General features: G+C 61.1%; 29 protein-coding genes. 12 read left to right on the top strand and 17 right to left on the bottom strand.

The features are described from left to right. Nucleotides 1-16: 16 nt before the first annotated feature. Nucleotides 17-628 (bottom strand): glutathione S-transferase family protein, encoded by a 612-nt coding sequence (locus tag M3P21_RS13125; protein WP_249710513.1) that lies wholly within the window; start codon nucleotides 626-628, stop codon nucleotides 17-19. Further along, nucleotides 625-1,515, bottom strand: coding sequence for an alpha/beta fold hydrolase (locus M3P21_RS13120; protein ID WP_249710512.1), 891 nt, complete (start codon nucleotides 1,513-1,515; stop codon nucleotides 625-627). Before M3P21_RS13120 ends, M3P21_RS13125 begins: the two co-directional genes overlap by 4 nt. A gap of 183 nt (nucleotides 1,516-1,698) precedes the next feature. Between M3P21_RS13120 and ppk2 the strand changes: the two genes are divergently transcribed. Beyond that, entirely contained in the window at nucleotides 1,699-2,667 is a 969-nt protein-coding gene (gene ppk2, locus M3P21_RS13115) for a polyphosphate kinase 2 (protein WP_249710510.1), read from the top strand. A gap of 3 nt (nucleotides 2,668-2,670) precedes the next feature. On the opposite strand, the gene M3P21_RS13110 is transcribed toward ppk2, so the two are convergent. Beyond that, on the bottom strand, nucleotides 2,671-3,312 hold the full coding sequence (locus M3P21_RS13110) for a TIGR02453 family protein (RefSeq protein WP_249710508.1): 642 nt from the start codon (nucleotides 3,310-3,312) through the stop codon (nucleotides 2,671-2,673). Nucleotides 3,313-3,419: 107 nt separating this feature from the next. On the opposite strand from M3P21_RS13110, the gene M3P21_RS13105 reads away from it, so the two are divergent. Both M3P21_RS13105 and M3P21_RS13100 read left to right on the top strand, forming a co-directional pair. Next, entirely contained in the window at nucleotides 3,420-4,769 is a 1,350-nt protein-coding gene (locus M3P21_RS13105) for an MATE family efflux transporter (protein WP_249710506.1), read from the top strand. A 198-nt stretch (nucleotides 4,770-4,967) separates the two neighbouring features. Beyond that, nucleotides 4,968-5,402, top strand: a complete 435-nt coding sequence (locus M3P21_RS13100; RefSeq protein WP_249710504.1) for a RidA family protein — start codon at nucleotides 4,968-4,970, stop codon at nucleotides 5,400-5,402. Nucleotides 5,403-5,607: 205 nt separating this feature from the next. Here the strand turns inward: M3P21_RS13100 and M3P21_RS13095 are convergent, their stop codons facing one another. Both M3P21_RS13095 and M3P21_RS13090 read right to left on the bottom strand, forming a co-directional pair. Then, entirely contained in the window at nucleotides 5,608-6,021 is a 414-nt protein-coding gene (locus M3P21_RS13095) for a hypothetical protein (RefSeq protein ID WP_249710503.1), read from the bottom strand. 12 nt (nucleotides 6,022-6,033) lie between these two features. Further along, nucleotides 6,034-7,236: a pyridoxal phosphate-dependent aminotransferase gene (locus M3P21_RS13090; protein ID WP_249710501.1), complete on the bottom strand. Its 1,203-nt coding sequence runs from the start codon at nucleotides 7,234-7,236 to the stop codon at nucleotides 6,034-6,036. An 81-nt stretch (nucleotides 7,237-7,317) separates the two neighbouring features. Here M3P21_RS13090 and M3P21_RS13085 point away from each other — a divergent pair, with 81 nt between their 5' ends. From M3P21_RS13085 to M3P21_RS13075, 3 genes are all read left to right on the top strand, one after another. Then, nucleotides 7,318-7,713, top strand: a complete 396-nt coding sequence (locus M3P21_RS13085; RefSeq protein ID WP_249710498.1) for a helix-turn-helix domain-containing protein — start codon at nucleotides 7,318-7,320, stop codon at nucleotides 7,711-7,713. Next, nucleotides 7,710-7,967: a succinate dehydrogenase assembly factor 2 gene (locus M3P21_RS13080; protein ID WP_249710496.1), complete on the top strand. Its 258-nt coding sequence runs from the start codon at nucleotides 7,710-7,712 to the stop codon at nucleotides 7,965-7,967. The genes M3P21_RS13085 and M3P21_RS13080 overlap by 4 nt, the downstream gene beginning before the upstream one ends. Nucleotides 7,968-8,041: 74 nt before the next feature. Continuing rightward, nucleotides 8,042-8,539 (top strand): MarR family winged helix-turn-helix transcriptional regulator, encoded by a 498-nt coding sequence (locus tag M3P21_RS13075; protein ID WP_249710495.1) that lies wholly within the window; start codon nucleotides 8,042-8,044, stop codon nucleotides 8,537-8,539. Here M3P21_RS13075 and M3P21_RS13070 read toward each other — a convergent pair. The 4 genes from M3P21_RS13070 to M3P21_RS13055 form a co-directional block, all read right to left on the bottom strand. Continuing rightward, nucleotides 8,533-9,282 (bottom strand): DUF1194 domain-containing protein, encoded by a 750-nt coding sequence (locus M3P21_RS13070; protein ID WP_308445957.1) that lies wholly within the window; start codon nucleotides 9,280-9,282, stop codon nucleotides 8,533-8,535. The genes M3P21_RS13075 and M3P21_RS13070 overlap by 7 nt on opposite strands. After that, nucleotides 9,279-9,707, bottom strand: coding sequence for a VOC family protein (locus M3P21_RS13065; RefSeq protein WP_249710493.1), 429 nt, complete (start codon nucleotides 9,705-9,707; stop codon nucleotides 9,279-9,281). Before M3P21_RS13065 ends, M3P21_RS13070 begins: the two co-directional genes overlap by 4 nt. A 61-nt stretch (nucleotides 9,708-9,768) precedes the next feature. After that, complete coding sequence (locus M3P21_RS13060) at nucleotides 9,769-11,181, bottom strand: tetratricopeptide repeat protein (protein WP_249710492.1); 1,413 nt, start codon at nucleotides 11,179-11,181, stop codon at nucleotides 9,769-9,771. Between the two features lie 21 nt (nucleotides 11,182-11,202). Continuing rightward, on the bottom strand, nucleotides 11,203-12,204 hold the full coding sequence (locus tag M3P21_RS13055; RefSeq protein ID WP_249710491.1) for a hypothetical protein: 1,002 nt from the start codon (nucleotides 12,202-12,204) through the stop codon (nucleotides 11,203-11,205). A gap of 192 nt (nucleotides 12,205-12,396) precedes the next feature. Here M3P21_RS13055 and thyX point away from each other — a divergent pair, with 192 nt between their 5' ends. After that, complete coding sequence (gene thyX, locus M3P21_RS13050; protein ID WP_249710490.1) at nucleotides 12,397-13,308, top strand: FAD-dependent thymidylate synthase; 912 nt, start codon at nucleotides 12,397-12,399, stop codon at nucleotides 13,306-13,308. Between the two features lie 61 nt (nucleotides 13,309-13,369). Here the strand turns inward: thyX and M3P21_RS13045 are convergent, their stop codons facing one another. Beyond that, a complete protein-coding gene (locus tag M3P21_RS13045; protein ID WP_249710489.1) occupies nucleotides 13,370-13,576 on the bottom strand; it encodes a cold-shock protein in 207 nt (68 codons plus the stop codon). A 220-nt stretch (nucleotides 13,577-13,796) separates the two neighbouring features. Between M3P21_RS13045 and M3P21_RS13040 the strand changes: the two genes are divergently transcribed. Both M3P21_RS13040 and M3P21_RS13035 read left to right on the top strand, forming a co-directional pair. Continuing rightward, complete coding sequence (locus tag M3P21_RS13040; protein ID WP_249710488.1) at nucleotides 13,797-14,114, top strand: arsenate reductase family protein; 318 nt, start codon at nucleotides 13,797-13,799, stop codon at nucleotides 14,112-14,114. A gap of 41 nt (nucleotides 14,115-14,155) precedes the next feature. Further along, nucleotides 14,156-14,524 carry a hypothetical protein gene (locus M3P21_RS13035; RefSeq protein WP_249710487.1) on the top strand — a complete coding sequence of 123 codons (369 nt, stop codon included), beginning with the start codon at nucleotides 14,156-14,158 and terminating at the stop codon, nucleotides 14,522-14,524. A gap of 3 nt (nucleotides 14,525-14,527) precedes the next feature. Here M3P21_RS13035 and M3P21_RS13030 read toward each other — a convergent pair whose 3' ends face one another. The 7 genes from M3P21_RS13030 to M3P21_RS13000 all read right to left on the bottom strand — a co-directional run bounded on the left by M3P21_RS13030 (nucleotide 14,528) and on the right by M3P21_RS13000 (nucleotide 21,231). Next, complete coding sequence (locus M3P21_RS13030; protein ID WP_249710485.1) at nucleotides 14,528-15,046, bottom strand: DoxX family membrane protein; 519 nt, start codon at nucleotides 15,044-15,046, stop codon at nucleotides 14,528-14,530. Continuing rightward, a complete protein-coding gene (locus tag M3P21_RS13025; RefSeq protein WP_249710484.1) occupies nucleotides 15,043-15,804 on the bottom strand; it encodes an HvfC/BufC N-terminal domain-containing protein in 762 nt (253 codons plus the stop codon). Before M3P21_RS13025 ends, M3P21_RS13030 begins: the two co-directional genes overlap by 4 nt. Beyond that, a complete protein-coding gene (bufB, locus tag M3P21_RS13020) occupies nucleotides 15,801-16,658 on the bottom strand; it encodes an MNIO family bufferin maturase (protein WP_249710483.1) in 858 nt (285 codons plus the stop codon). The genes M3P21_RS13025 and bufB overlap by 4 nt, the downstream gene beginning before the upstream one ends. A 93-nt stretch (nucleotides 16,659-16,751) precedes the next feature. Then, the gene (locus M3P21_RS13015) at nucleotides 16,752-17,057 is read right to left on the bottom strand and encodes a BufA1 family periplasmic bufferin-type metallophore (RefSeq protein ID WP_249710482.1); all 306 of its coding nucleotides are present in this window, start codon (nucleotides 17,055-17,057) and stop codon (nucleotides 16,752-16,754) included. A 221-nt stretch (nucleotides 17,058-17,278) separates the two neighbouring features. After that, entirely contained in the window at nucleotides 17,279-19,237 is a 1,959-nt protein-coding gene (thrS, locus tag M3P21_RS13010) for a threonine--tRNA ligase (RefSeq protein WP_249710481.1), read from the bottom strand. Nucleotides 19,238-19,385: 148 nt separating this feature from the next. Further along, a complete protein-coding gene (locus tag M3P21_RS13005) occupies nucleotides 19,386-20,351 on the bottom strand; it encodes an Lnb N-terminal periplasmic domain-containing protein (protein ID WP_249710480.1) in 966 nt (321 codons plus the stop codon). Nucleotides 20,352-20,463: 112 nt separating this feature from the next. After that, nucleotides 20,464-21,231 (bottom strand): ArsR/SmtB family transcription factor, encoded by a 768-nt coding sequence (locus M3P21_RS13000; protein ID WP_249710479.1) that lies wholly within the window; start codon nucleotides 21,229-21,231, stop codon nucleotides 20,464-20,466. Between the two features lie 112 nt (nucleotides 21,232-21,343). On the opposite strand from M3P21_RS13000, the gene M3P21_RS12995 reads away from it, so the two are divergent. Genes M3P21_RS12995 through M3P21_RS12985 form a run of 3 tightly spaced genes read left to right on the top strand, consistent with a single transcriptional unit; the run spans nucleotide 21,344 to nucleotide 23,513 of the window. Then, nucleotides 21,344-22,093, top strand: coding sequence for an alpha/beta hydrolase (locus M3P21_RS12995; protein WP_249710478.1), 750 nt, complete (start codon nucleotides 21,344-21,346; stop codon nucleotides 22,091-22,093). Beyond that, on the top strand, nucleotides 22,090-23,085 hold the full coding sequence (locus M3P21_RS12990; RefSeq protein WP_283780958.1) for an alpha/beta hydrolase: 996 nt from the start codon (nucleotides 22,090-22,092) through the stop codon (nucleotides 23,083-23,085). Before M3P21_RS12995 ends, M3P21_RS12990 begins: the two co-directional genes overlap by 4 nt. Then, a complete protein-coding gene (locus M3P21_RS12985) occupies nucleotides 23,085-23,513 on the top strand; it encodes a VOC family protein (RefSeq protein WP_249710477.1) in 429 nt (142 codons plus the stop codon). The genes M3P21_RS12990 and M3P21_RS12985 overlap by 1 nt, the downstream gene beginning before the upstream one ends. Nucleotide 23,514 lies beyond the last annotated feature (1 nt).

The raw sequence follows: 23,514 nt of genomic DNA, 5'->3' as shown, positions 1-23,514 counted from the left end.
GGCACGCAGGGGCGGTTCAGTCCTCGCCCCCGGCGACCAGTGCGCGCTGATAGGCCGGGCGCGCGCGCATGGCTTTGGAAAACGACGCGACATTCGGAAACTCCTGTTCCCGACCCAATCGGGCCAAGGCGCCGGCGGGAAAGCTCAGCATGATGTCAACGGCGGATAATTCATCCAGCACGAAATGACCCGAGGGGCGCAGCAGACCCTCAAGGTAGCTGAAATGGCTGGTCAACTCCTGCTCGATCCTTGGGTGCAGCGGCGCGCCCGCATCCCCCAGAAGGCCCACATAAAGGTTCAGCAAGAGCGGCGTCATCATCGAGCCTTCGGCGAAATGCATCAGTTCCAGATGCCGGATATGCGCATTTGTGCCCGGCTCCGGCACCATATGCGGTCCGTGGCGGGCACAGAGTATCTCGACGATCGCGCCGGATTCGGTGACTTTCTGCCCCTCGATCTCGACCACCGGCGATTTCCCGAGCGGGTGGATCGCGCGCAGTTCGGGCGGGGCAAGGCGGGTCTGAGGGTCCCGCTGATAGCGGATGACCTCATAAGGCAGCTCCAGCTCTTCGAGCAGCCAGAGGATGCGTTGCGACCGCGACTGGTTCAGGTGGTGGAGCGTGATCATGAAGATTGGTCCTCTGGTGGTACCCAGCCGCGGATGGCATCCGCCACGGCCTGTGGGTTTTGGTGATGCAGCCAGTGATCGGTATCCGGGATGTCGATCCGCGTCAGATCGGCGGCGAATTCCTCGAGCCCTTGGGTGGCTTCGGGCAGCAGCGCGGTGTCATTGGGCCCCCAGAGCAGCAGATGCGGGCAGCGCACCTGCAGCTTGTCGCGCGGCAGTTGCGGCAGGTCTGTGAGCGGCTTGCCGGGCTCGGCTACCACCAGCGGTGAGGCACGATACCAGTTCAGCATCGCGTGCAGCCGCCCGGGGCGCGCCCATTCGGTGCGATACTGCTGCATCTGCGCGTCGGACATCCAATCGAGGCCCATGCCGTGGCGAAAGAACTTTTCCAGCTTGGCGAAATTCTCGGCGGAGAGCCATTGCGCCGCGTCCGGTTCGCGTAAATTGTTGATGTATTGCGAGGCTTCCGACTGCGCCCCGCCCGCTGCCATCGCCTGTTGGAACGGAACCGGGTGGACGCCGTTGGCGATGATCAGCCGTGACACAAGCTCGGGCCGGAACATCGCCAGCCCATAGGCCACCGCCGCGCCCCAGTCATGGCCCAGAACCGCTACCGGGTCGCCGATCTGCGCGATCAGCGCGGCCATGTCCGACACCAGTGCCGAGGCCGCGTAATGCTCGGTGCCGGACGGTGCCCAGCTTTGACCATAACCGCGTTGATCGGGGGCAATGCAGTGAAAGCGGTCGCTCAGATACGGGGCCAGATCGGACCATGCGCCGCCATATTCGGGAAACCCGTGCAGCATCAACAGTTTTGGCAGGGCCGGGTCGCCCCATTGCCGCAGAAAGAAGTCCTGTCCGTTGAGGGTGACTGTCCGGGTGTCCATCACATGCTCCGCCCATTTTCTGCAGTCAAACAGGCATTGCCGCCGATGGAAACCCGTGTGCCGGATATTGGTTGCGTTTCCTATGGCCCCCACCCGGCTGGTGACGGTTTTTTTGACACCGATCAAGGCGGTGTTCGGGCGGTGTGGTTATCCTGCCGCCAGAATTGGACAGGAGGGATTTACGTGACACAAGAGACCCGGACACAGGCACCGACCCCAGTTAGCAACGGGGCTGCGGCTGTTGTTGACAGCACACAACCTGACACGACCCCGAAACCCGGTGCGACCCCCAAAGCGCCAAGCACCGATGAGGTGCGTAGGGCCTTTGAAAGTGGCAGGTATCCTTATGACCGCAAGCTGCCCCGGCGCCGCTACGAAGCGGAGAAGGCCAAATTGCAGGCGGAATTGCTGAAGGCGCAGCTTTGGGCGCAGCAGACCGGACAGAAATTCGCGCTGATCTTCGAAGGCCGGGATGCGGCGGGCAAGGGCGGCACCATCAAGCGGTTCATGGAGCATCTGAACCCGCGCGCGGCCCGTGTCGTTGCCCTGAACAAACCCACCGAAGAAGAGCGCGGCCAGTGGTATTTTCAACGCTATGTGCGTGAGCTGCCGACCTCTGGTGAAATGGTGTTCTTTGACCGCTCCTGGTACAACCGCGCCGGGGTCGAGCGGGTGATGGGGTTTTGCGGGCCCAACGACTATCTCGAATTCATGCGCCAGGCGCCCGATCTGGAGCGGATGCTGGTCCGGTCGGGGATACGGCTGTACAAATACTGGTTCTCGGTGACGCGCCCCGAGCAGAAGAACCGGTTCAAAAGCCGCGAATCCGACCCGTTGAAACAGTGGAAGCTGTCGCCCATCGACAAGGCCAGCCTGGGCAAATGGGACGATTACACCGAGGCGAAAGAGGCGATGTTCTTTTATACCGACACCGCCGACGCGCCCTGGACCATCGTCAAGTCAAACGACAAGAAACGGGCGCGGCTGAATTGCATGCGGCATTTCCTGTCGACGCTGGATTATCCCGGCAAGGATCACGATCTGGTCGGCGCGCCGGACCCGCTGATCGTGGGGCACGCGAACCATGTGATCCATCAGTCCGAGCATATCCTGGGCACCGCGCTGCATCCCGACGCGCGCAAGGCAGGCTGATCCTCAGAAGATCGCCTGCAGGCTGCCCAGCAAGGGCGCGAGCCTTTGGTGGGTGGCGCGGATGGCGGTGACGGGGTTGGCGATCTCTGCCTTGTCCAGATCGTGCCAGACCGTCAGCGCCTTGCGGCGCAGCAGCGCGCCCTGAGGATGATCCTTGTCATAGGGGGCGGGCACCCGTTTGAGTTCAGGCGCGCCAATACGCAACCCGTCGGCGGCAAGGCGGTCCAGCTTGGCTGCGATCTCTGCGCCCTGCGCGCCGTCAACGCCAGCCCGCCAGATCGGCAGGGCCGTCTTGTCAAACCCCATGAACCCGGCACCGACACTCACATAGTCCAGCCCGATCCCGAAGAACAGCGCCGGGCGTGGCCCGCTTTCTGATGGCAGGCTCCACAGCATATGCAGATGCGTGTGATAGGGTGTCTTGTCCTTGGAAAACCGCACATCGCGATGCGCGCGGAACAGTTTGGTTCCGGTACCCGTGCCAAGATCAGCGGCGATGATGTCAAGCAGCGCCATCGCGGGCGCTTTCAGCTTGTCCTCATAGGTGGGCTTGTGGGCCAGAAACCAGTCGCGCGTGTTGTTTCGGGCAAGATCGGACAGAAAGCCGGTTGCGTCCGGAACGAGGGTGGCGAAAGGGTCTGACATTGGGGCCTCGCTGTGCTGCGGTCATCTCCGGTTGCGAGTGTGCGGGGGTGAACCTGTCTCTTGCAAGTCTGAAAGGCCCGCCATATGGCTGTCGGATGAGTCCCACTATGACATATGGCGGCCATGTCCGCGCGATTGCCGTCCTTGGCCTGCCGCTGATCGGCGGGCATCTGGCGCAGTTTGCCATCGGTCTGACCGATACCGTCATGCTGGGCTGGTACGGGGTCGAGGCGCTGGCCGCCGTGACGCTTGCCAGCAGCTATTTCTTCGTGCTGTTCCTGCTGGGGGCGGGCTTTGCCATGGCGGTGATGCCGATGGTCGCCACCGCCGCCGCCGAAGAGGACGAAACCAGCATCCGCCGCTGCACCCGCATGGGGCTTTGGCTGTCGATGCTGTTCTTTGTGGCGGCGATGCCGCTTCTGTGGTGGTCGCAACCTATCCTGCTGCTGTTGGGGCAAGATCCCGACGTGGCCGCCACCGCCGCCACCTATCTGCGGGTGGCGGGCTGGGGGTTGTTGCCGGCATTGCTGGTGATGGTGCTGAAATCTTATCTGGCGGCGCTGGAGCGCACCCAGATCGTATTCTGGATCACCATTGCCGCCGCAGTGACCAATGGCGTGACAAACTATGCGCTGATCTTCGGCAACTGGGGCGCGCCCGAGCTTGGGGTGACCGGCGCGGCCATCGCCTCATTTGTTACTCAGATCGTGTCGCTGGCGGCGGTGGTGCTCTATGCGGTGCGGGTGCTGCCCGAGCACGCGCTGTTCCGCCGCTTCTGGCGCCCCGATTGGGAGATGTTTGCCCGCGTGTTCCGGCTGGGCCTGCCGATCGGTCTGACGATGCTGAGCGAAGTGACGATGTTTGCCTCTTCGGCGCTGATGATGGGCTGGCTGGGGGCGATCCCGCTGGCCGCCCATGGCATCGCACTGCAACTGGCCTCGGCCACGTTTATGGTGCATCTGGGGCTCAGCAACGCGGCCACGATCCGGGCAGGCAATGCCTATGGCCGCAAGGACCGGGCGCATCTGGCGCGTGGTGCATTGGTCGTCACGATCATGTCGCTTGCGATTTCGGCGGTGGCGGTGACGCTGTTCCTGGTCTTCCCCGAGCAACTGATTTCCCTGTTCATGGAATCCGACGACCCGCATCGCGGGCAGATCCTGCTGATCGGCACCGGGCTTCTGGCCATGGCGGCGCTGTTTCAGACCGTGGATGGCGCGCAGGTCATCGCGCTGGGCGTGCTGCGCGGGGTGCAGGACACCACCGGCCCGATGGTGATCGCGGCGCTCAGCTACTGGCTGGTCGGCATCCCGGCCTCCTACATGCTGGGCTTCCGGATGGGCTGGGGCGGGGTCGGTGTCTGGAGCGGGCTGGTCCTTGGCCTTGCCTGCGCGGCGGTGCTGCTGATGGCCCGGTTCTGGGGTCGGACGATCTACCGGGTCGAGGCCCTGGCGTAAGAGTTGGACCCGAAAAGGATGGCTGGGCGCATCGCATCCGGCGCAAGCGCAGACCAACGAATGCTGCCCTCCGCACGAAAGCCAGCTTTGCCGATTGCGACATCGCGCGAGCGACCACCGCTTGAACGGACGCCAACGGTGACGTTAGTCTGCGGAAATTTGACAGACTGGAATATCAGTACTGAAAGGGTGCGCAACATGGCAAAAAGCTTTGATCCTGCGAATGTCTGGAGCCCATTTGGGGCCTTCTCCCAGTCTGTCATTTCAGGGGGTGGACAAACGATTTACCTCAAAGGGCAAGTCGCGCTCGGGCAGGATGGCAAAGTAACAGGCGACGGTGATATGGCGGCTCAGGTGGAGCAGGTCCTGCAAAACATATCCGACGTTCTTGGCGCGATGGGCGGGAGGATGAGCGACATCGTATCGCTTCAGCAATTCACAACGGATATTCAGGCTTTCATGCGGTGCGGCGAAGTGAGAACGCGCTTCTTCGAGGCGCCATATCCAGTGACGACAACTCTGGAGGTTTCATCGCTATACGATCCCAGATTGCTGATCGAGATTACGGGTATCGCAGAGATTCCACTGAACCGCTTCACCATGCCGGAAACGGCTCAAGAGAAGCATCAGTAGCCTCAAAGGAGCGCGCGATCCAAAGCCCAGCTTCAACCAAGCGGTTGCAACTCCGATCAACGAAGTTTCCATCATCAATGGCCACCGTTGAATCGCCGAAGGCGGGATAAGTCGGGGCAATTCCACCCCCAGGATTGTCCGCTTTGCGGGCATGGGTCACAAAGTGACAAAACCCGGAGTTTGATCACAGCTCAGCCTGCTCAGATCACTCCGATCGCGTTTTGCCCATCAGCCGGTCGGCCTTTTTGCGCACCAGTACCGAGCGCAGATCGTGCATGGCAAGCAGCAGGGTGTCGGTCACCTCTTCAAGCTGATCGGCGCTGGCTTTGGACTGTGCCCATTGCGTGGTCAGGTTCAGGTGGTCAACGGCCCGGTGAATATCGTCGATATCGCGGCGGGCCAGCAACTCGGTGCGGGTCGCCATCCAACTGCGGATTTCCTGCAGGTCCCGTTCGGACAGGTCCCGCTGACCATGCGGCTTGATCTCGCCATTGCGGATATTGACCACCGCGATCTGATCCATCTCGATCCGGCGCTGGCGGTTCTCCGTGTCCACGCGGAACACGACGGCCCCGTTTTCGCGGACACGGAAATAGTACTCTGGCAGTTCGGCGGACATGCCTGCTCCTGTTCAGCTGAGCGCGGCGCAGAAGCGCTGGATGCGCGTGCAGGCCTCGCTCAGTGCTTCGTCCGAGGTAGCGTAGCTGACCCGAAAGTTTGGCGAAAGCCCGAAGGCCGCGCCGAACACCACCGCCACATCCGCTTCTCCCAGCAAGGCGGTGGCAAACGCCTGGTCATTTTCGATCACGGTCCCGGCGGGGGTGGTCTTGCCGATCAGCCCGGCGATGGAGGGGTAGACATAAAACGCCCCTTCGGGCACCGGGCAGGTGATGCCGTCAATCTGGCTCAGCATAGACACCACCAGATCGCGGCGGCGCTTGAAGGTCTCGTTATTGGGGGCCAGAAACTCCTGCGTGCCGTTCAGCGCCTCGACCGCCGCCCATTGGCTGACCGAGCAGGGGTTCGAAGTGCTCTGCGACTGGATTTTTCGCATGGCGGCGATCAACTCGACCGGTCCAGCGGCATAGCCGATGCGCCAGCCGGTCATCGCATAAGCTTTCGACACCCCGTTGCAGGTGAGCGTGCGCTCAAAAAGCCCCGGCTCGACCTGCGCGGGGGTGCAGAAGGTGAAGCCGTCATAGGCCAGATGCTCATACATGTCGTCGGTCATGAGCCAGACATGCGGGTGACGCATCAAGACATCGGTCAGCGCTTTCAACTCGTCCCGGCTGTAGCCAGCGCCTGTCGGGTTCGACGGCGAGTTGAAGATGAACCATTTGGTGTTGGGCGTGATCGCAGACTCGAGCTGCGCCGCCGTCAGCTTGAAGCTGTTTTCCAGCGCCGTTTCGACCACCACCGGCGTACCGCCCGCCAGCAGCACCATATCCGGGTAGCTGACCCAATAGGGGGCGGGGATGATCACTTCGTCGCCCGCATTCATCGTGGCCATCAGCGCGTTATACAGCGTCTGCTTGCCGCCGGTGCCGATCGACACCTGCGCGGGTGTGTATTCCAGCCCGTTATCGCGCTTGAGTTTGGCACAAACCGCCTGCTTCAACTCTGGGATGCCGTCGGGCGCGGTGTACTTGGTTTTCCCCGCTGCGATGGCTGCCACAGCCGCGTCTTTGATGTTCTGCGGCGTGTCGAAATCCGGCTCACCGGCGCTCAGGCCAATAACGTCGCGTCCTGCGGCCTTCAATTCCGCCGCTTTTGCTGTCATTGCAATGGTCGGAGACGGCTTTACGCGGGACAATGTCGCTGACAGGAAGTTCATGGGCCACCTCGGTTTGTATCATGGGCGCGACTGTCATAGGGTGCGCCCAACCGGCGATCAAGCGATGAAGGACATGCGCTGATGAACAATGAAGCTATTGACTGGTACGGCCCCGACGCGGCCACCTTCGGGGACCGGGTCGCCGGAGCACGCGAAGCGGCGGGCATGACGCAGACACAGCTTGCGCGCCGGATCGGCGTCAAGAAGGCGACCATCGCCGGGTGGGAGGATGATCTGGCCGAGCCGCGTGCCAACAAGCTGTCGATGATGGCAGGGCTGCTGAACGTCTCGATCATGTGGCTGCTGACCGGTGAGGGCGAAGGCACCGACGCGCCCGCCGAGGAAGGCGAGACCAATGGCGAACTGACTTCGCTGGTGGGCGAGCTGCGCGCGATCCGCGGCGAGATGCGCGGGTTGACCGAACGGGCGGCGCGGCTGGAGAAGAAACTGCGCGGTCTGGCGGAGCAGGGCGTGTGAGCGAGCCACGCACGCATCGCCTCAAGCGTCTGAAGATGCGCTCGATGCGGCGCGGTATCAAAGAGATGGACTTGATCCTGAGCGCCTATGCCGACGCCAATCTGGCGCAGCTTGATGCGGCGGCGCTGGATCTCTACGACCAGCTTCTGCATGAGAACGATCAGGACCTGTATCAATGGGTCACAGGCCAGGCCAGCGTGCCTTCGCCCTATGGTCCGATGATCGCCGAAATCTCGCAAACCTTCCAAAAATAAACGAAAATTTCCCTTAACCGATTGTTCGGCTTTTCCCGTCACTCTTGTCGAAAGCAAGCGAGTCGGAGAAGCGGATGAGTATCGAAACACAGATCGCCACTGATGGCGGCAAGGGGTACATGACCACCTACCTCGAGGCGCTTGCGCTTGTGGAACGGCTGCATCGGCTGCTGCTCGATGTGATCAAGGACGAATTCGAGCGGGTCGGTGTGCTGGAGATCAACGCGGTGCAGGCGCTGCTGTTGTTCAATATCGGCGACAATGAAGTCACGGCGGGTGAATTGAAAAGCCGGGGTTATTATCAGGGCAGCAATGTCAGCTACAACCTCAAGAAACTGGTCGAGATGGGCTATATGCACCACCAGCGCTGCGAGATTGACCGTCGCTCGGTCCGCGTGCGTCTGACCCAGCGCGGGCGCGAGATCCGCAACATTGTGGCCGATCTCTTTGCCCGCCATGCCATCGGGCTGCAGCACAAAGGTGTGCTGGGTATGGAGGGGATTGAGGATATCACAAGCTCGCTGCGCCGGGTTGAACGCTACTGGACTGACCAAATCCGTTACATCTACTGAGGGGCAGGGCGGCGAAGCGCCAGACGATGTTCGGGACGGATTGCGGACATCGCCGGTGCTTCAAGCTCGCGCCTGAGCTTGCGCACCATCGCCTGCTCATAGTGTTCGAACCCCAGTGCGATTTCGACGAAAGCACCGGGGCCGAGAATCACCCATGCGCGGTAATAGGCCGATAGCTCGCCGATCTCGCCATATCTTCGGTTCTGTCCGAATCTCGGATCACTTCCGATCAGCAACCCGTTGATGGTGAGACCCTGAGCGATCAGTTCCGCCTGCACGTCGCGTGGATGCGGGCCGAGGTTATGTTTGCCGTCACCGGACAGATCGAGCGTGCGTTTCCAGCAATCGCCCTGTTGCACCAGCATCCCCGCACCAAACCGCATCGCCGCGCCGACGGCGGTGCCGGGGTCGGCCTCTGCTCTTCGGGTCGCACGCAAAAGCGCGGAGATCTGATCAAGATCCGTTCGATCGCGAATGTCACGCCAGTTGATCAGCAGTCTCTGATCGTTTGCACCGCTCCATTCATAGACCGCAAGCCGAGCAGGTGCCGCCGGTTGCGCGGTCAACAGCGTCACGATCTCGGGATGGAGCAGCGCGTTGGCCAACCCATCCAGTTGCATCCGGTATTCCTGGCTGTCGACCGAGCCGGAAACATCCAACCCCAGCGCCAGCGCCTGACGACATTGCGCCTGGGCGCCGACAGCAGCAAGGCAGAATGCAGTCAGTACCAGTGCACGGATCACCAATGGCCGGTGTTTTCCATGCTGGCCCAGGGTTCAGCAGTTGGCAGCGATTCGCCCTTTTGCAGAAGTTCGACCGAGATGTTGTCGGGCGAGCGCACAAAGGCCATATGACCGTCGCGTGGGGGCCGGTTGATCGTCACGCCATTGTCCATCAGGTGCTGGCAGGCCTCGTAGATGTTGTCGACACCATAGGCCAGATGGCCGAAATGGCGGCTGTCGCTGGGCAACGCGCCATCGCCGTCCCAGTTGTAAGTCAGTTCGATCGGCGCGTCCTCCTGACCGGGAGGGGCCATGAAGACCAACGAGAACCGCCCCTGTTCGCTTTCGTAGCGGCGCGTTTCCTTCAAGCCCAGCAATTCGTAAAAAGCCATTGATTTTTCCAGATCCTTCACGCGGACCATGGTGTGCAGATAGGTCAGACTCATCGGCAAACTCCCTTGCGTTCGGCTCTAGATTAGCGCTAACGCCGCAAAGGACCAGAGCAAGTCAGAAGGTTGATTCAATTCCCAGCGAAAGCGAGGTCTCAGAGATGTCGTAGCGGCTGTCATTGGACGACCGCTTGCCTGTCCGAAGTCGCAGCACCGGGGCAAAGCCCGCATAATCATAGCGGTGAAAGAAAAAGCTGACATCGCCATAGATCGACTTGTCGGTGCGCCCGCCCGGAACCTCGATGAATCCGGCTGACAGGAAACGGGGATAGTGGGAATATCCCAGCACCAGACCGGTATCTATCAGCACCGGTCCGACCGGTTTGCCGAACCCATAGGCGATGCGGACCGAGGCGGAATAGAAAGTGCCATTGTCCCAACGCGCCTTGGTGTCGCGAAGAGCCATATCCAGCGACAGTGTATCGCCGTTTTTCAGCGGTTTGGTTAGATAGCCACCCAATCCGAGGATGTTGGCGTCATTGGTACCGAACCGCTCGGCGAAACGGGTTTCGCCCAAACCGCCAAAACGCAGCTTGACGCCATTGTTCAGCCGCCAGGTCCGGTCGCCGCTGATCCGGGCGAAATTGTAGGCCCGCTCACCGCCCCAATAAGAAGCCCCTGCGGCAGCACCCACCGATGCGCTGCCACCGCGTTCCGGCTTTCCGACCGCAAAAAGATGCCGGAACGAGAGTTCGGCAAAGGTCGAATCAAGCTCGGATTCGTCGAAATCGGGCGCCTTGTCCTCGGAGGAGGACGACAGTTTGACCCGTTGCACGTAAATCCGGCTGCCTAGCGTCGTTCGACTGTCCTGTGTTTGACGCAGTCGGTAGGACACCGCCAGATCGACCGAGGCGATCAGCCCCGACAGGGCCTGCGCGCCGCCGCTCAACTGGCCCACAACCGGCACCCCGTCGATGATCTGCAACGCGGTGTCGGCGCCGCCATTGACGTTGTCCGACGGGCTGAGTTCCCCGCGCAGCCGGAACGCCCAGGGGTTCAACTGCCGCAGCACCCGGTAGTCCCGTGCGATCAGGCGCTCGGATTCGTCATCTGGCGCATGGATCGCCGTGCGGCGCAGCCAGACCTGAGACAACGTGTATTGCCGAGCCCCCAACGCCATGCGCGAGGCCAGTTGCGCTGCCTGGAATTTTTCGCGTGTATCATTTGATAAGCGGTAGGACCGCGCCGCTGCCTTGCGCCCTTGCCGGTGCTCTTGCAGACCCGCGTGGGCGGTCGCCTTCAGGTAAAAAAGCGCCGGGTCTTTTGGGCGGGCCTCGATCAGCGCGTTAGTCAGTTGCAGTGCGAGCCGGGGTTGTCCGCTGCGCAGGGCGACGACCGCAAGCGCTGTACCTTCATCCAGCGTGACCGTCTTGGTTTCGCCTTGTGCAAAGGCAAGCATTGGAAACAGACAAAGTGTATAGAGGCTGCCCTTCAAGAAAACGCAAGCCGTACACCAAATTTTCCCTGTCATGGAGCGATGTCCCCTCAAGGACTAACGGGTCGCTGTGAACACACCATGTTCGAAGATCGGGGTGCCATCGATGCTGGGAAGTTCGCTGATATGTCCTTCCGCACGGATCGCGCCACCAACAGCGGTTGCTGCTTCTCCGGTGAAGGCACCGGCGTAGCTTCCGTTGGCGTTCTTCAGATTCCCATTGAACGAACCATCGGCATTGAGTGTTGTTGCCGTGAAAATCAAGTCTTCGACTGCTGTCAGGTCTCCCGGCATTGTGGCTGTATCTGCGCCGACGATCCTGATGTCGTCAGGATCTCCACCGGGTCTATTTGGATCGCTATCGTTTACACCATTGACTACATTAAATGTATCTTCGAATTGACGATTGTTGATTTCGCCAATGACGTTGGTTTGATCCCTAAAGTCTCCGACAACGACGACATCGCCTGACATGCGGGCTTGACTCTCGTTGCCTCCGCCGGTCAAGCCCACATTCAAAATTCCCGCATAGGTGCCAGTGTATTCGACGCTCCCGATATTGCCTGGACCCCCTGTTACTGGATCTGTTGGCAAATCTGCAGCTGTCGGAGCTGTGTAGGTGCCAGTGCGGCTAAAACTGGAACCACCAAAAAACTGCTCAAATCCTCCAGATCCGGAGGCTACAACAACAAGTCCATCCTGCTCGCGCACCAACGCGGTATATTTGCGCGCGCTGGGATTAGCGGCCTGAAACGTAAAGGCTTGAAAGTCGCCCACGTCCAAACTGGCATCGCGTACATATTCGGCCGTATCTACCCCAGAGTCGAAGGGGAGACCGGTCAGGGTTAGTGTCGGAGCAACTCCGCTGGAAGGGTCGCCTGGATTATAGATGACAGATTCAACCTCTCCGGCGATTTCTTCGGGCACAACAATACCGCTGTCATCGGTGCCTTCGCCGCCCTCGCCGCCGCCAGTATCCGCACTGTCCTCGGTGAACACGCCCGAACCGCATGCGGATACCAAAGACAGGGCTGCTATCGCCAGCAAATACCGCTTCATCGCCTCAACCTCGTTTTTTTCTTAGCTTGCCGGAAAATCTTTCACGCACAGGCGAATGTCAATCGCGTTGATACACCAATGCGCGAAATGTGATATTAATGAAAGTGCCGATATTGCGGTTCAACCTTTGGGATTGTCCAGATATAGTCTCTGCAAGAAGATTCTGAGCGCCCGCAGGGAGGGGACCCAATCATGTCGCTGTCGACTGAACAATTGGCGGAAATCGAAGAACAGCGCGGGCAAACCGCCCCGACCCGGCGCGCGGTGTCCGAGGGGCTCGAAGAGCGTCTGTTCACCGCGCATCCGGTACTGGATCACGGCTTTGTCCGGGTCATCGACTACATGGGTGACGACGCGGCCATCTGTCAGGCGGCGCGGGTGTCCTACGGCAAGGGCACCAAATCGGTGCAAAATGACGAAGGGCTGATCCGCTATCTGATGCGGCACTGGCATTCGACCCCGTTCGAGATGTGCGAGATCAAGTTGCATGTGAAACTGCCGGTCTTTGTCGCCCGCCAGTGGATCCGCCACCGCACTGCCAATGTGAACGAATATTCCGCGCGCTATTCGATCCTGGACCGCGAGTTCTACATCCCGGCGCCCGAACATGTCGCCGCCCAGTCCGAGATCAACAATCAAGGCCGCGGCGACGCGCTGCAGGGCGAAGAGGCTGCCCGTGTGCTGGACATGCTGAAATCCGACAGCATGCGGTGTTATGACAATTACGAAGCGATGATCAGCCAGGATGGCCAGCAGGGGTTGGCGCGTGAACTGGCGCGGATGAACCTGCCCGCCAATGTCTATACGCAATGGTATTGGAAAGTGGACCTGCATAACCTGTTCCACTTCCTGCGGTTGCGGGCGGATGCCCATGCGCAATATGAAATCCGGGTCTATGCCGAGACGATGTGCAATATCGTCGCCGACTGGGTCCCTTTCGCCTACAAGGCGTTCGAGGATTATCGGCTTGGCGCGGCCAGCCTGTCGGCCCAGATGGTGAACTGCGTACAGCGCATGCTGCGGGGCGAGGAGGTCAGCCAGGAAAACTCGGGCCTGTCAGCGCGCGAATGGCGCGAATTCGAAACGATCGTGCGGGGCAACTGAACCTGTCGCATGGAGCCTGCAGATGGCGGTACCCCGTCTAATTCCGGGGCACCGCAGAGCCTTATGTGGCCTTGAGGTCTCCGGCCATCTGACGTCCGTCGCGGCCGTCGATTAGCTCATACGAGATCTGTTGATTGTCGGCGAGGCCCGTCATTCCCGAGCGCTCGACCGCCGAGATATGAACAAATACATCCTTGCCCCCGTCATCGGGGGCAATGAAGCCGTAGCCTTTGGTTGAATTGAACCACTTCACGGTGCCGGTCGGCATGTCCCGTGTCTCCTTCTGAACTTGTACGTGACCCCTAAATTGGCGGGGTGGTCGACTGCACAGCCCAAAACCCGCTCACCCGGCTTTGACAGATAGTGGCGGAGGTGACGCGTTTTGGTTGCACCGGCTACAAGATTGCACGGTGCCCTCAAAAATCAAGAGAAAGGGGATGCATCGCGACCAAATGCCGGATATTTCCTCTCTGCAACAAGGAGATGGCATGAAACTCTACGGTCTGAAAACCTGTGATACCTGTCGTAAGGCATTGAAATCAATCCCGGATGCGGAACTTGTCGATGTTCGGGAAAGTGGTATTTCAGAGGCGGTATTAACCCGCGCATTGGCGGATTTCGGCGCGGCGCTGGTCAACACGCGCTCAACCACATGGCGACAGCTGGATGCGCGTGCGCGTGAATTGCCGCAGTTGCAATTGCTGCAAAGCCACCCGACTCTGATGAAGCGACCGTTGATCGAACGGGATGGCGATCTGTTCCTTGGATGGACGCCCCAGACGCGCGCAGCCCTTGGCGTGGACTGAGCGCGCCCCTATCTGCTCAGAACCGCAACAGGAGGTGACGCATGCGCAGTGCCGCATCGGTATTGGGAATTGTCGCCGGGGTGATCGGGATGATCGTTGGCTTTTTCAGCTTCGGGTATGTCGAGGCAGTGCAACATTTCGGCGAGGTGGATGGGCTGTTCAGCCAAGTCACCAACACCCAGCTGATCCAGACCATGTCGATTGTCGCGCCGCTGCTGGCGATTGCCGGTGGAGCCATGTCGCGGGCGCGCGCGCTTTGGGGCGGAACCCTGCTGCTGCTCTCGGCTGCGGGAATGTATCACGCCTTTGGGTTCAACGCCTTCACCATGTTCCCGATTGCCTTTGCCGGCGTGGCCGGAGTTCTGGCAGTGACGGCTGGCAAACCCGATGAACCCAAGGCGCATTTCTGAGTGCTAGCGCAGGCGCAGCAACCGGTCGAGCGACAGCGGGCCAGCGCCTTTGATCGCGATGACAAGGAACAGGAAGGTCCACATCACGCGTTGATCGGCCAGTGTGATGGCGTTGTCGAAAAGCCCGCCAAAGGGAATATTGTGGCCGTTCACATCCACAAGTGTCTGAACCCAGGTGAACCCGATCATTCCCAGCGCGGTCACGCGGGTCAGCAGCCCGACAAGCAACAGGGCCGGCAGGGCAAACTCGGCAACGGTGCCGAAGAAGATCACGATCCGCTGGAAGAAGGTGATCTTGCTGATGTCATAGAGCACCGCCTCTGCCGCTTTCGGGAACATCTGGCCGAACGCTCCTGCCGAGGGTGAAAAGATCGACCCGTCGATCTTGAGCATGGCCGAGTTCCAGTAATAGACGAGGAATATCGCGATAAAGACCAGCCGCGCGAGGGTCGGGACCAATATGTCCGAAGCCCTGTCAAACCTGTCGAAAACATCGTTGTAAAGCGTTATTAGCGCAGTCATTTTTGCGGCCTTTCCGTATTCAGAGTGGTAATCGCGCCGCCCTGCAACAGCAGGGCGAGAGTGGCGCCGAGGTCGAAATCGGGATGCGCGGCAAGCGTCGTCTCATGCGCGGTGCCGATGCTCTGGCCGCGCTGCAAGGCCGCGATCCATTCCGCACCGCCGGGGGGCAGCAGATGCGGCATCGGGTCGAACTCGGGGCGGGTGATCAGCGTGTCCTGGGCCTGCGCTTGCGGTTTCGGGGCGTCGGCCTCGGTGTTGAACCGCCAGATCGCATGGACCGGCCAGGGTGAGCGCAGCAGCATCATTGCGGGCGCAAATTCCACGGTCGCCGTCATCAGCTTTTCCGGTTCGATGGCCAGCGCCTGTGGGTCGATCCCCGTGCTGTCGGCCGCGTGATAGGACCGGCGCTGCGCCAGTTCCAGCCGCGCCACATCCGGCAGGTAGCCCAGATGCGAGAGCTGTTCCATGCCCGCCAGAAATTCGGGGAATTCCGCGCCATAAAACATCATCAGTGGCGACGTGGGCGGGTGACGGCGCAGGAAAATCCCCGCCAGACCATCCATATTCTGTGTCCCGAGCAGTTTGGTGATGACGGGGAAGGCCTGATGCATCGCCTCGGTCAGCGACACAGCCACATTGTTGCGATAGACGCTGAAACGGCGGCCCGCGGGGCGTGTTTCGGCATCGAACAACCCATCGGGAACCGGCTGCGCCGGGTCCAGCAGCGCGGTGTGAAAGGTGGATTGACTGACGCTCATGCCGGGATACGCTCCAGCGCCGCATGGGCGCGTGCGGCCTCAGATCGAAGGATCGGCCAATCGGGCACGTCGGTGTCCCGTTCCACCAGAACAGGCTTTGGGCCGGACCGCTCCAGCACGTAATCCAGCAGTGCCCAGACCGGATCGACCACTTCGCGCCCGTGGCTGTCGATCAGCAGCGGGTGGCCGTGATCATCCTCATCCTCGTCATGGCCGCCCAGATGGATTTCCCCGACTTTTTCAAGCGGGTATGCGTCGATGTAACCCTGTGGCGAGAAATCCAGATTGGTGGCCGACACAAAGACGTTGTTCACGTCCAGAAGCAGCCCGCAGCCGGTCCGCCGGGCGACCTCGCGCAGGAAATCGGGTTCGGACCAGGTGCTTTCGGCAAAGGCCAGATAACTGGAGGGGTTTTCCAGCAGCATGGGGCGGCCCAGAACCTCTTGCACCTGATCGATATGGGCGCAGATGCGGGCGAGGCTTGCATCGGTATAGGGCAGCGGCAGCAGGTCGTTCAGGAAGTGGCTGTCATGGGTCGACCAGGCCAGATGTTCCGAGAAGCTGGCCGGATTCAGCCATCCGACGAGATGCTTGAGCCGGGCCAGATGATCGGCATCCAGCGGGTCCTCGCCTCCGATCGACAAGCCGACGCCATGCACCGAGATCGGGAATTGCTCGGACAGGTGGCGCAGCTGCGCCAGGGGCCGCCCGCCATCGCCCATATAGTTCTCGGCATGGATCTCAAGCCAGCCGACGGGCGCGGCATCTTCAAGGATCTGGGTGAAATGCTGGGGCTTGTACCCGACACCCGCAGCCAAGGGCAGGCGGTTCGATCCGAGCGAATTGTCCAGCATCGGGGCACCCTCCGCCTGTCTGTGACTTAGTGGATCAATGAAAAAGGGGCGGGCGGTGAAATTGCGCCCGCCCCTCGGCACTCAATCTGTAGCTTATGCAGGCAGGTCGCGATCGAGCGGCTCGAGTGAACCTGCACGCGCACCGCCATCTGCGGTTTTGGGCAGTTCGATCTTGTCGCAGGTGCCCGCATCGACCAGCGTCCATGCGTTGCCCTGGTAGTCGACCGTCGAGGTACCGGCGCATGTGGTGCCCGGACCTGCGGCGCAGTCGTTCTGACCGGCCAGCGACACGCCATAGCACTTTTCCTTGGCCTGCGCGTGGGCGGTGGTGGTGACCGAAGCGGTCAGGGCGGCAGCAACCGCACCGGCAACTGCAAGGGTTTTGGCGGAATTCGACATCTCGTTAAATCCTCTTTCGGTGATTTCACTCGTCTGGGGTGACGACTAGAACATAGCTATTAGGCTGCGATCATTGAACTCACGAGGCCGTGCCTCACGGTCCCGTCAGACAATGTCATAGCGAGGGTACCTCTAACATCGTGTAAATCAAGGAAATCCGGGCCAAAAACGAAAACCGGCCCCGCGTGGGGGCCGGATTCCGGGCGGGATTCTGCCCAATGTTACAATTGATCGGGTGGGGTGGCCGCGCGTTTGAGTTCATTTGTTACATCCGAAAGCGGCTGCACGCTGGTCTGTTTCTCACCCAGCCTGCGGACACTGACGGTGCGGTCCTCGACCTCGCGGTGGCCAACGGCGAGGATGACCGGCACCTTGCCGACCGAATGCTCGCGAACCTTGTAGTTGATCTTTTCGTTGCGGATATCCGCTTCGGCCCGGACGCCCGCAGCGCGCAGTTCCGCCACGACCTCGGTCACGTAATCGTCGGCCTCCGAGGTGATCGAGGCCACGACCACCTGTCGCGGGGCCAGCCAGAAAGGCAGCTTGCCGGCATGTTCTTCGATCATGATGCCAACGAACCGCTCGAACGAACCGAGGCAGGCGCGGTGCAGCATATAGGGCCGCTGCTTGGAACCATCGGCGGCGACATAACTCGCCCCCAGCCGGTCGGGCAGGTTCGGGTCAACCTGGAAGGTGCCGCATTGCCAGACCCGGCCGATGGCGTCGGTCAGGTAGAAATCCAGCTTTGGCCCGTAAAAGGCACCATCGCCCGGCTCCAGTGTGAAATCACGCCCCGTCGCCTTGATCGCGCCTTCCAGCGCGCCTTCGACGTGATCCCAGCTTTCGTCGCTGCCCACGCGCTTTTCGGGGCGGGTGGCGAACTTGATCTCGAACTTCTCGAAACCGAGGTCCTTGTAGACATCGGCGAGGAAGTTGATGAACTTGGCGCATTCCGCCTCGATCTGATCTTCGGTGCAGAAGATATGGGCGTCGTCCTGGGTAAACCCGCGCACCCGCATGATGCCATGCAGCGCGCCCGAGGGTTCATAGCGCGAGCACGAGCCGAACTCGGCCAGCCGCAGCGGCAGGTCGCGATAGGATTTCAGGCCCTGGTTGAACACCTGCACATGGCAGGGGCAGTTCATCGGCTTGAGCGCATTGACGGCCTTTTCCTTGGCATGCTCTTCCTCGACCTCGACGATGAACATGTGCTCCTGGTATTTGTCCCAGTGGCCCGAGGCCTCCCACAGTTTGCGGTCGACGATCTGCGGCGTGTTGATCTCGTCATAGCCGCCCGCGCGCTGTTTGCGGCGCATGTAGTCCTGCAGGGTGGTGTAGATGGTCCAGCCGTTGGGATGCCAGAAGATCTGGCCTGGCGCCTCTTCCTGCATGTGGAACAGGTTCATCTCGCGGCCCAGCTTGCGGTGGTCGCGCTTGGCGGCCTCCTCCAGCATGTGCAGATGCGCTTTTAGCTTTTCCTTGCCGGTAAAGGCCACGCCATAGATGCGCTGCAGCATGGCGCGGTTGCTGTCGCCGCGCCAATAGGCGCCCGCAATGGACATCAGCTTGAAGGCGTCGCCCGGCACCTGGCCGGTATGCTGCAGATGCGGGCCGCGGCAGAGATCCTGCCAGTCGCCGTGCCAATACATGCGCAGCGGCTCGTCACCGGGGATGGCGTCGATCAGCTCGACCTTATAGGGCTCGTCATTGTCGGTGTAATGCTGCACCGCCTTGGCGCGATCCCAGACCTCGGTGGTCACCGGCTCGCGCTTGTTGATGATCTCTTTCATCTTCTTTTCGATCGCGCCCAGATCCTCGGGGGTAAATGGCTCTTTGCGGTCGAAATCATAATACCAGCCGTTTTCGATGACCGGGCCGATGGTGACCTTGGTGTCGGGCCAGATCTCCTGCACGGCGCGGGCCATGATATGGGCCAGGTCGTGACGGATCAGTTCGTTGGCCTGATCTTCGTCCTTCATGGTGTGGATGGCGATCTGCGCGTCCGCTTCTATGGGCCATTGCAGGTCCCAGTGCTGGCCGTTCACAGTGGCCGAGATAGCCTTTTTCGCCAGTGAGGTCGAGATGTCGGCAGCCACCTGCGCGGGCGTAATTCCTGCGTCATAGGATCGTGCATTGCCATCGGGAAAAGTAAGAGAGACGGATTTTGAATCCAGGGCCATGATCTGGCTCTCCTCGTCGGTTTGGCGCCCACTGAACGCCCGGTTGCGGGTTATTTGCGTCGCAGTGATGTGGCAGGGGTTTTGCTGCCTGTCAAGCGCGGGCAACGGGCAATTCGCTTGCAGTCTTGTCACCCCGGTAAAGAGCGGATCACCGCAAGGGGTCGGGCACGGCCTTTCGGATATCGGTCGAATAGTCCGGGGTCAGGCCCGCCTCATGTGCGACATCGGTGATGTGGGCGCGGGCCTGCAACTGGTCGAAGCTGAGGCGCGTGTCCAGAACGCCCAGATCATAGGCATATTCGGGCAGGTATCCGTTGACGAAGATGCGCCAATCCATCGGGACGGTGTCAAACAACTGCCGGATCATCGACATCACCACTGTGGTGCAATTGGTTGTCAGGCTGTTGTACCATTTTGGATCGGTGGCGAGCGCGTTGGAGGTTTCGACATAGTCCACCAGCAAGGCGCGGGCGGTCTCGGGCGAGGCATTGAGGCGATACAGTTGCACATCCTCGCCCCTGATATTGGTGCGCAGGCCGACCAGGTCGCGCTCGTCCCCGGCGAGCAGGATCAGCGTGTGGGTCTTGAAGGCGTCTTTCAGGGGCGAGAATGCGCTGCCCTTGAAATGGCGCACCTCGGCGGACCAGGCGAGATAGGTGCCGTCTTCGAACCCGAAGCTGACGATCATATGGGCGATGGCGGGTCCGGACCAGTAGGACATGAACAGATCCGCCGATTGCAGCTTGCTCAGGTCATAGCTGCGGGTTTCCCAATTTGGCGTGAACCTGTCCTCGGACTGCCAATTGAAATTGCGCACGCCGTCCAGTGTCAGCCTGTCGCCTTCGATCGTGCCGGTCACCTGTATCGCGTCATCGGCAGCCCAGTCGCCCTGCAGCGGAGGGGTGATGGTTTGCCACCAAATGGCGACCGCGATCAGAGCTGCGACAAAGCCTGCCAGCATCTTCACCAGGCCGGGCCAGAACTGGGCGATTAGCGTGGCGCAGCCCAGAAGGGTGAATAGCCCGGCGAAGATCCCACGGGCGACCTCAGGGCCGGGCAGGTGAAACCAGAGGGCAAGGCTGCCCCAGAGCGTGAACAGGGCCACGCCGATCATGATCAATGCGATCAGCAGAAATCGCAGGAAAGTAAGCAGCGCAGGCTCCGTGATTGTTGCGGGAACCCTAGGGAGGGTTTCTGGCCGGGGCAAGCGGCTGTCTGGCGTTGCGTCACCCGGCCTCGGCCATGGCAAAGCGGTGTGCCTCGCCGGTTTCCAGCCAGGTCTTGAGCCCCGCAATCAACCGGTACCAGCCATCTGCGACGCCTTCCTGCCCCGGCGGGATGTCATAATGTTCGACCGTGAGCTTGCAGTGATCACCCTGCGGCTCGATCAGGTAGACGCAGCGTGACGTTGGCATACCGTCGCCCTCCCAGCAGGGCCGGAACAGCATGTCGAGATAGGTTTTGGGCCGTGCCTCGGTCACGTCGATGGTCAGCATCGGCATGCCTCCGTCAACGCGATAAGTGGTCGAGCCGCCCTGTTCCAGCGTGCCTTCGGCGGATTTGGCCATGAAATGATACCGGATGACCTCTTGCGGGTCGGTCAGCGCCGACCACAGCGCGTCCTGCGTGCAACGGATGAACGTGGCCATCATGAAATCGGGGTTTTGAGTCTCACTCATTGGGGCAGCTCCTTCGAGTTTCGCTTTCAGATCGAGCACGCCGCGCGCCGCCGGTTTGGCGCGATACGGGTCGATCCATCGGTCGATCGCCTCCTGCAGGGGCAGGGCGTTCAGATAGTGGTATTTGAACCGCCCCTTCTTGCGGGCGACGATCAGGGACGCGTCCTCAAGCACCTTGAGGTGTTTCATCACCCCGAACCGGCTCATGTCGAGCTGGGCTTCCAACTCGCTCAAGGATTGCCCGTCCTTCCGGCGCAAACTGTCCATCAGGGTCAGGCGGGCCGGGTCGGCAAGGGCCTTGAAGATCGCGTCCATGGGATTCGATTATACGTTACTAATTAGTCACGTGACAATATGGTAACATTAAAATCTGCAATTGCGGCTACGCGGCAGGGCTTGCATGATTGCGGCAAAGAAGGAGGCAGCAATGGCAGGGACGCAGTATCTGGACACCGCGCAGGGGCGGCGGATCGCCTATCACCGGACCGAAGGGCGTGGACCCTGCATCGTGTTTCTGGGCGGTCTGAAATCAGACATGGAAGGCACCAAGGCCGTACATCTGGAGGCCTGGGCACAGGCGCAGGGCCGCGCCTATCTGCGGTTCGACTATTCCGGGCATGGCGAAAGCTCGGGCACCTTCGAAGAGGGCTGCATCGGCGATTGGCACGAGGATACAGTCGCTGCAGTCGGGGCGTTGACTGAGGGGCCGATCGTTGTGGTCGGGTCTTCCATGGGCGGTTGGCAGGCGCTGTTGCTCGCCCGCGCGATGCCCGAACGGATCGTCGGAATGGTCACCATCGCGGCCGCGCCGGATTTCACCGAGGACGGCTACTGGGCTTCCTTCTCGGACGCACAGAAACAGGCGCTGGAGGATGTCGGGCAGGTGGAACTGCCCTCGGATTACATGGAGCCCTACATCATCACCAAGCGGATGATCGAAGATGGCCGTAAGCGGCTGGTGCTGCGCGATCCGCTGAAATTGCCGTTCGCTGTCAGATGCTTGCAGGGCACAGCTGATACGGCGGTTTCAACCGAAACGGCAGTGCGCCTGCTGGACCATGCCACCAGTGACGACATGCGGCTGACGCTTGTGAAGGACGCCGATCACCGGTTCTCGGATGGGCCGTGCCTGGGGATGATCGAGCAGGCGGTGCTTGATGTTCTGGGGGATGGATGATTCGCGCCTTCGGAAGGTTTCTGGGGCGCGTCCTTTTGGTTTTGCTGGCGGCGGGCGGACTGCTCTGGGTCTTCGGTCCTTATGAGGAAGTCGATCTCAACGCCCGTTTCGATCCGCGCAAATTCGGTGAGGGCGTGCAGGTCTATTTCGAATCCGTGGAATCGCTGCATGACGATATCACCGAGGGCACGCAGAAACGGGTGATCTGGCAGCCCGGTTTCAAGGAACAGCGGACGCCTTATTCGGTGCTCTACCTGCATGGGTTCTCTGCCACCTCCGAGGAAATACGTCCGGTGCCGGATCGGGTGGCCGAGGCGCTGGGCGCCAATCTGGTCTATACCCGCCTGCGCGGGCATGGCCGTGGCAGCGCCGCCTTTGCCGAAGGTGATGCAACCGCATGGATGCAGGATGCCGCCGAAGGGCTGGCCGCAGCGCGCGCCTGTGGGGACAAGGTCATCGTGCTGGCAACCTCCACCGGCGCGACCCTGGCTGCTGCGGCGGCGCTAGACCCCGAACAGAGCCGGGATGTTGCGGCATTGGTGCTGGTGTCGCCCAATTTCGGCATCAACGACCCGATGGCGTGGCTTCTGACGCTGCCGGCGGCGCGGTTCTGGCTGCCATTGGTCATGGGCGAGGGCCGCAGTTTCGAGCCGCGCAATCCGGGGCAAGAGAAATACTGGACCACCTCCTATGGCTGGCCACCGGTTCTGTCGATGGCAGCGCTGGTCAAAAAGGTGGTGACTCTGGATTTCTCACAGGCTAATGTTCCCGTATTGTTCTTGTTCTCGGAGGATGATCGGGTGGTGCGCCCGGACCTGACCCGAGAGGTGGCGAGCCGCTGGGGCGGACCGGCTACAATTGAGGCAGTGACCATGGGCAACGGGGACGATCCTTATTCCCATGTCATTGCAGGCGATATCATGTCGCCGGGCCAGACGGCGGGCGCGGTTGCCGCGATCCTGAGTTGGCTGCAGACAAACGGAGTAGAGTGATGGACCAGCGCGTCAGCCTGATCACAATTGGCACCGATGATATGGACGCCTCGGCCCGGTTCTACGAGGCTCTGGGCTGGCAGCGGGTCGAGACGCCGGATGGCGTGATCGCCTTTGATCTGATCGGGCAGGTGCTGGGGCTTTATCCGCTGGACAAGCTGGCCGAGGATATCGGCTGCGCGCCCGAAGATCTGGGGCAGGGCGCCACCACGTTCAGCTACAATTGCGCCGCGAAAGAGCAGGTGGGTGAGGTTCTGGCCGCAGCCGAGGCAGCAGGGGCCACGATCCTGAAACCCGCCAGCGACGTGTTCTGGGGCGGCCATCACGGTTATTTTCGCGCACCCGAGGGCACGATCTGGGAAGTGGCGCATAACCCGTTTTCCGCGCTGGGTCCCAATGGCGAGTTTCGCTGGAACGGCTACGGCTGAT

The sequence above is a fragment of the Ruegeria spongiae genome (assembly GCF_023502395.1).
Lineage (GTDB): Bacteria > Pseudomonadota > Alphaproteobacteria > Rhodobacterales > Rhodobacteraceae > Ruegeria_C > Ruegeria_C spongiae.
Note: the sequence above shows the minus strand (reverse complement) of the source record. Positions and strands in the feature narration are given on the sequence as shown.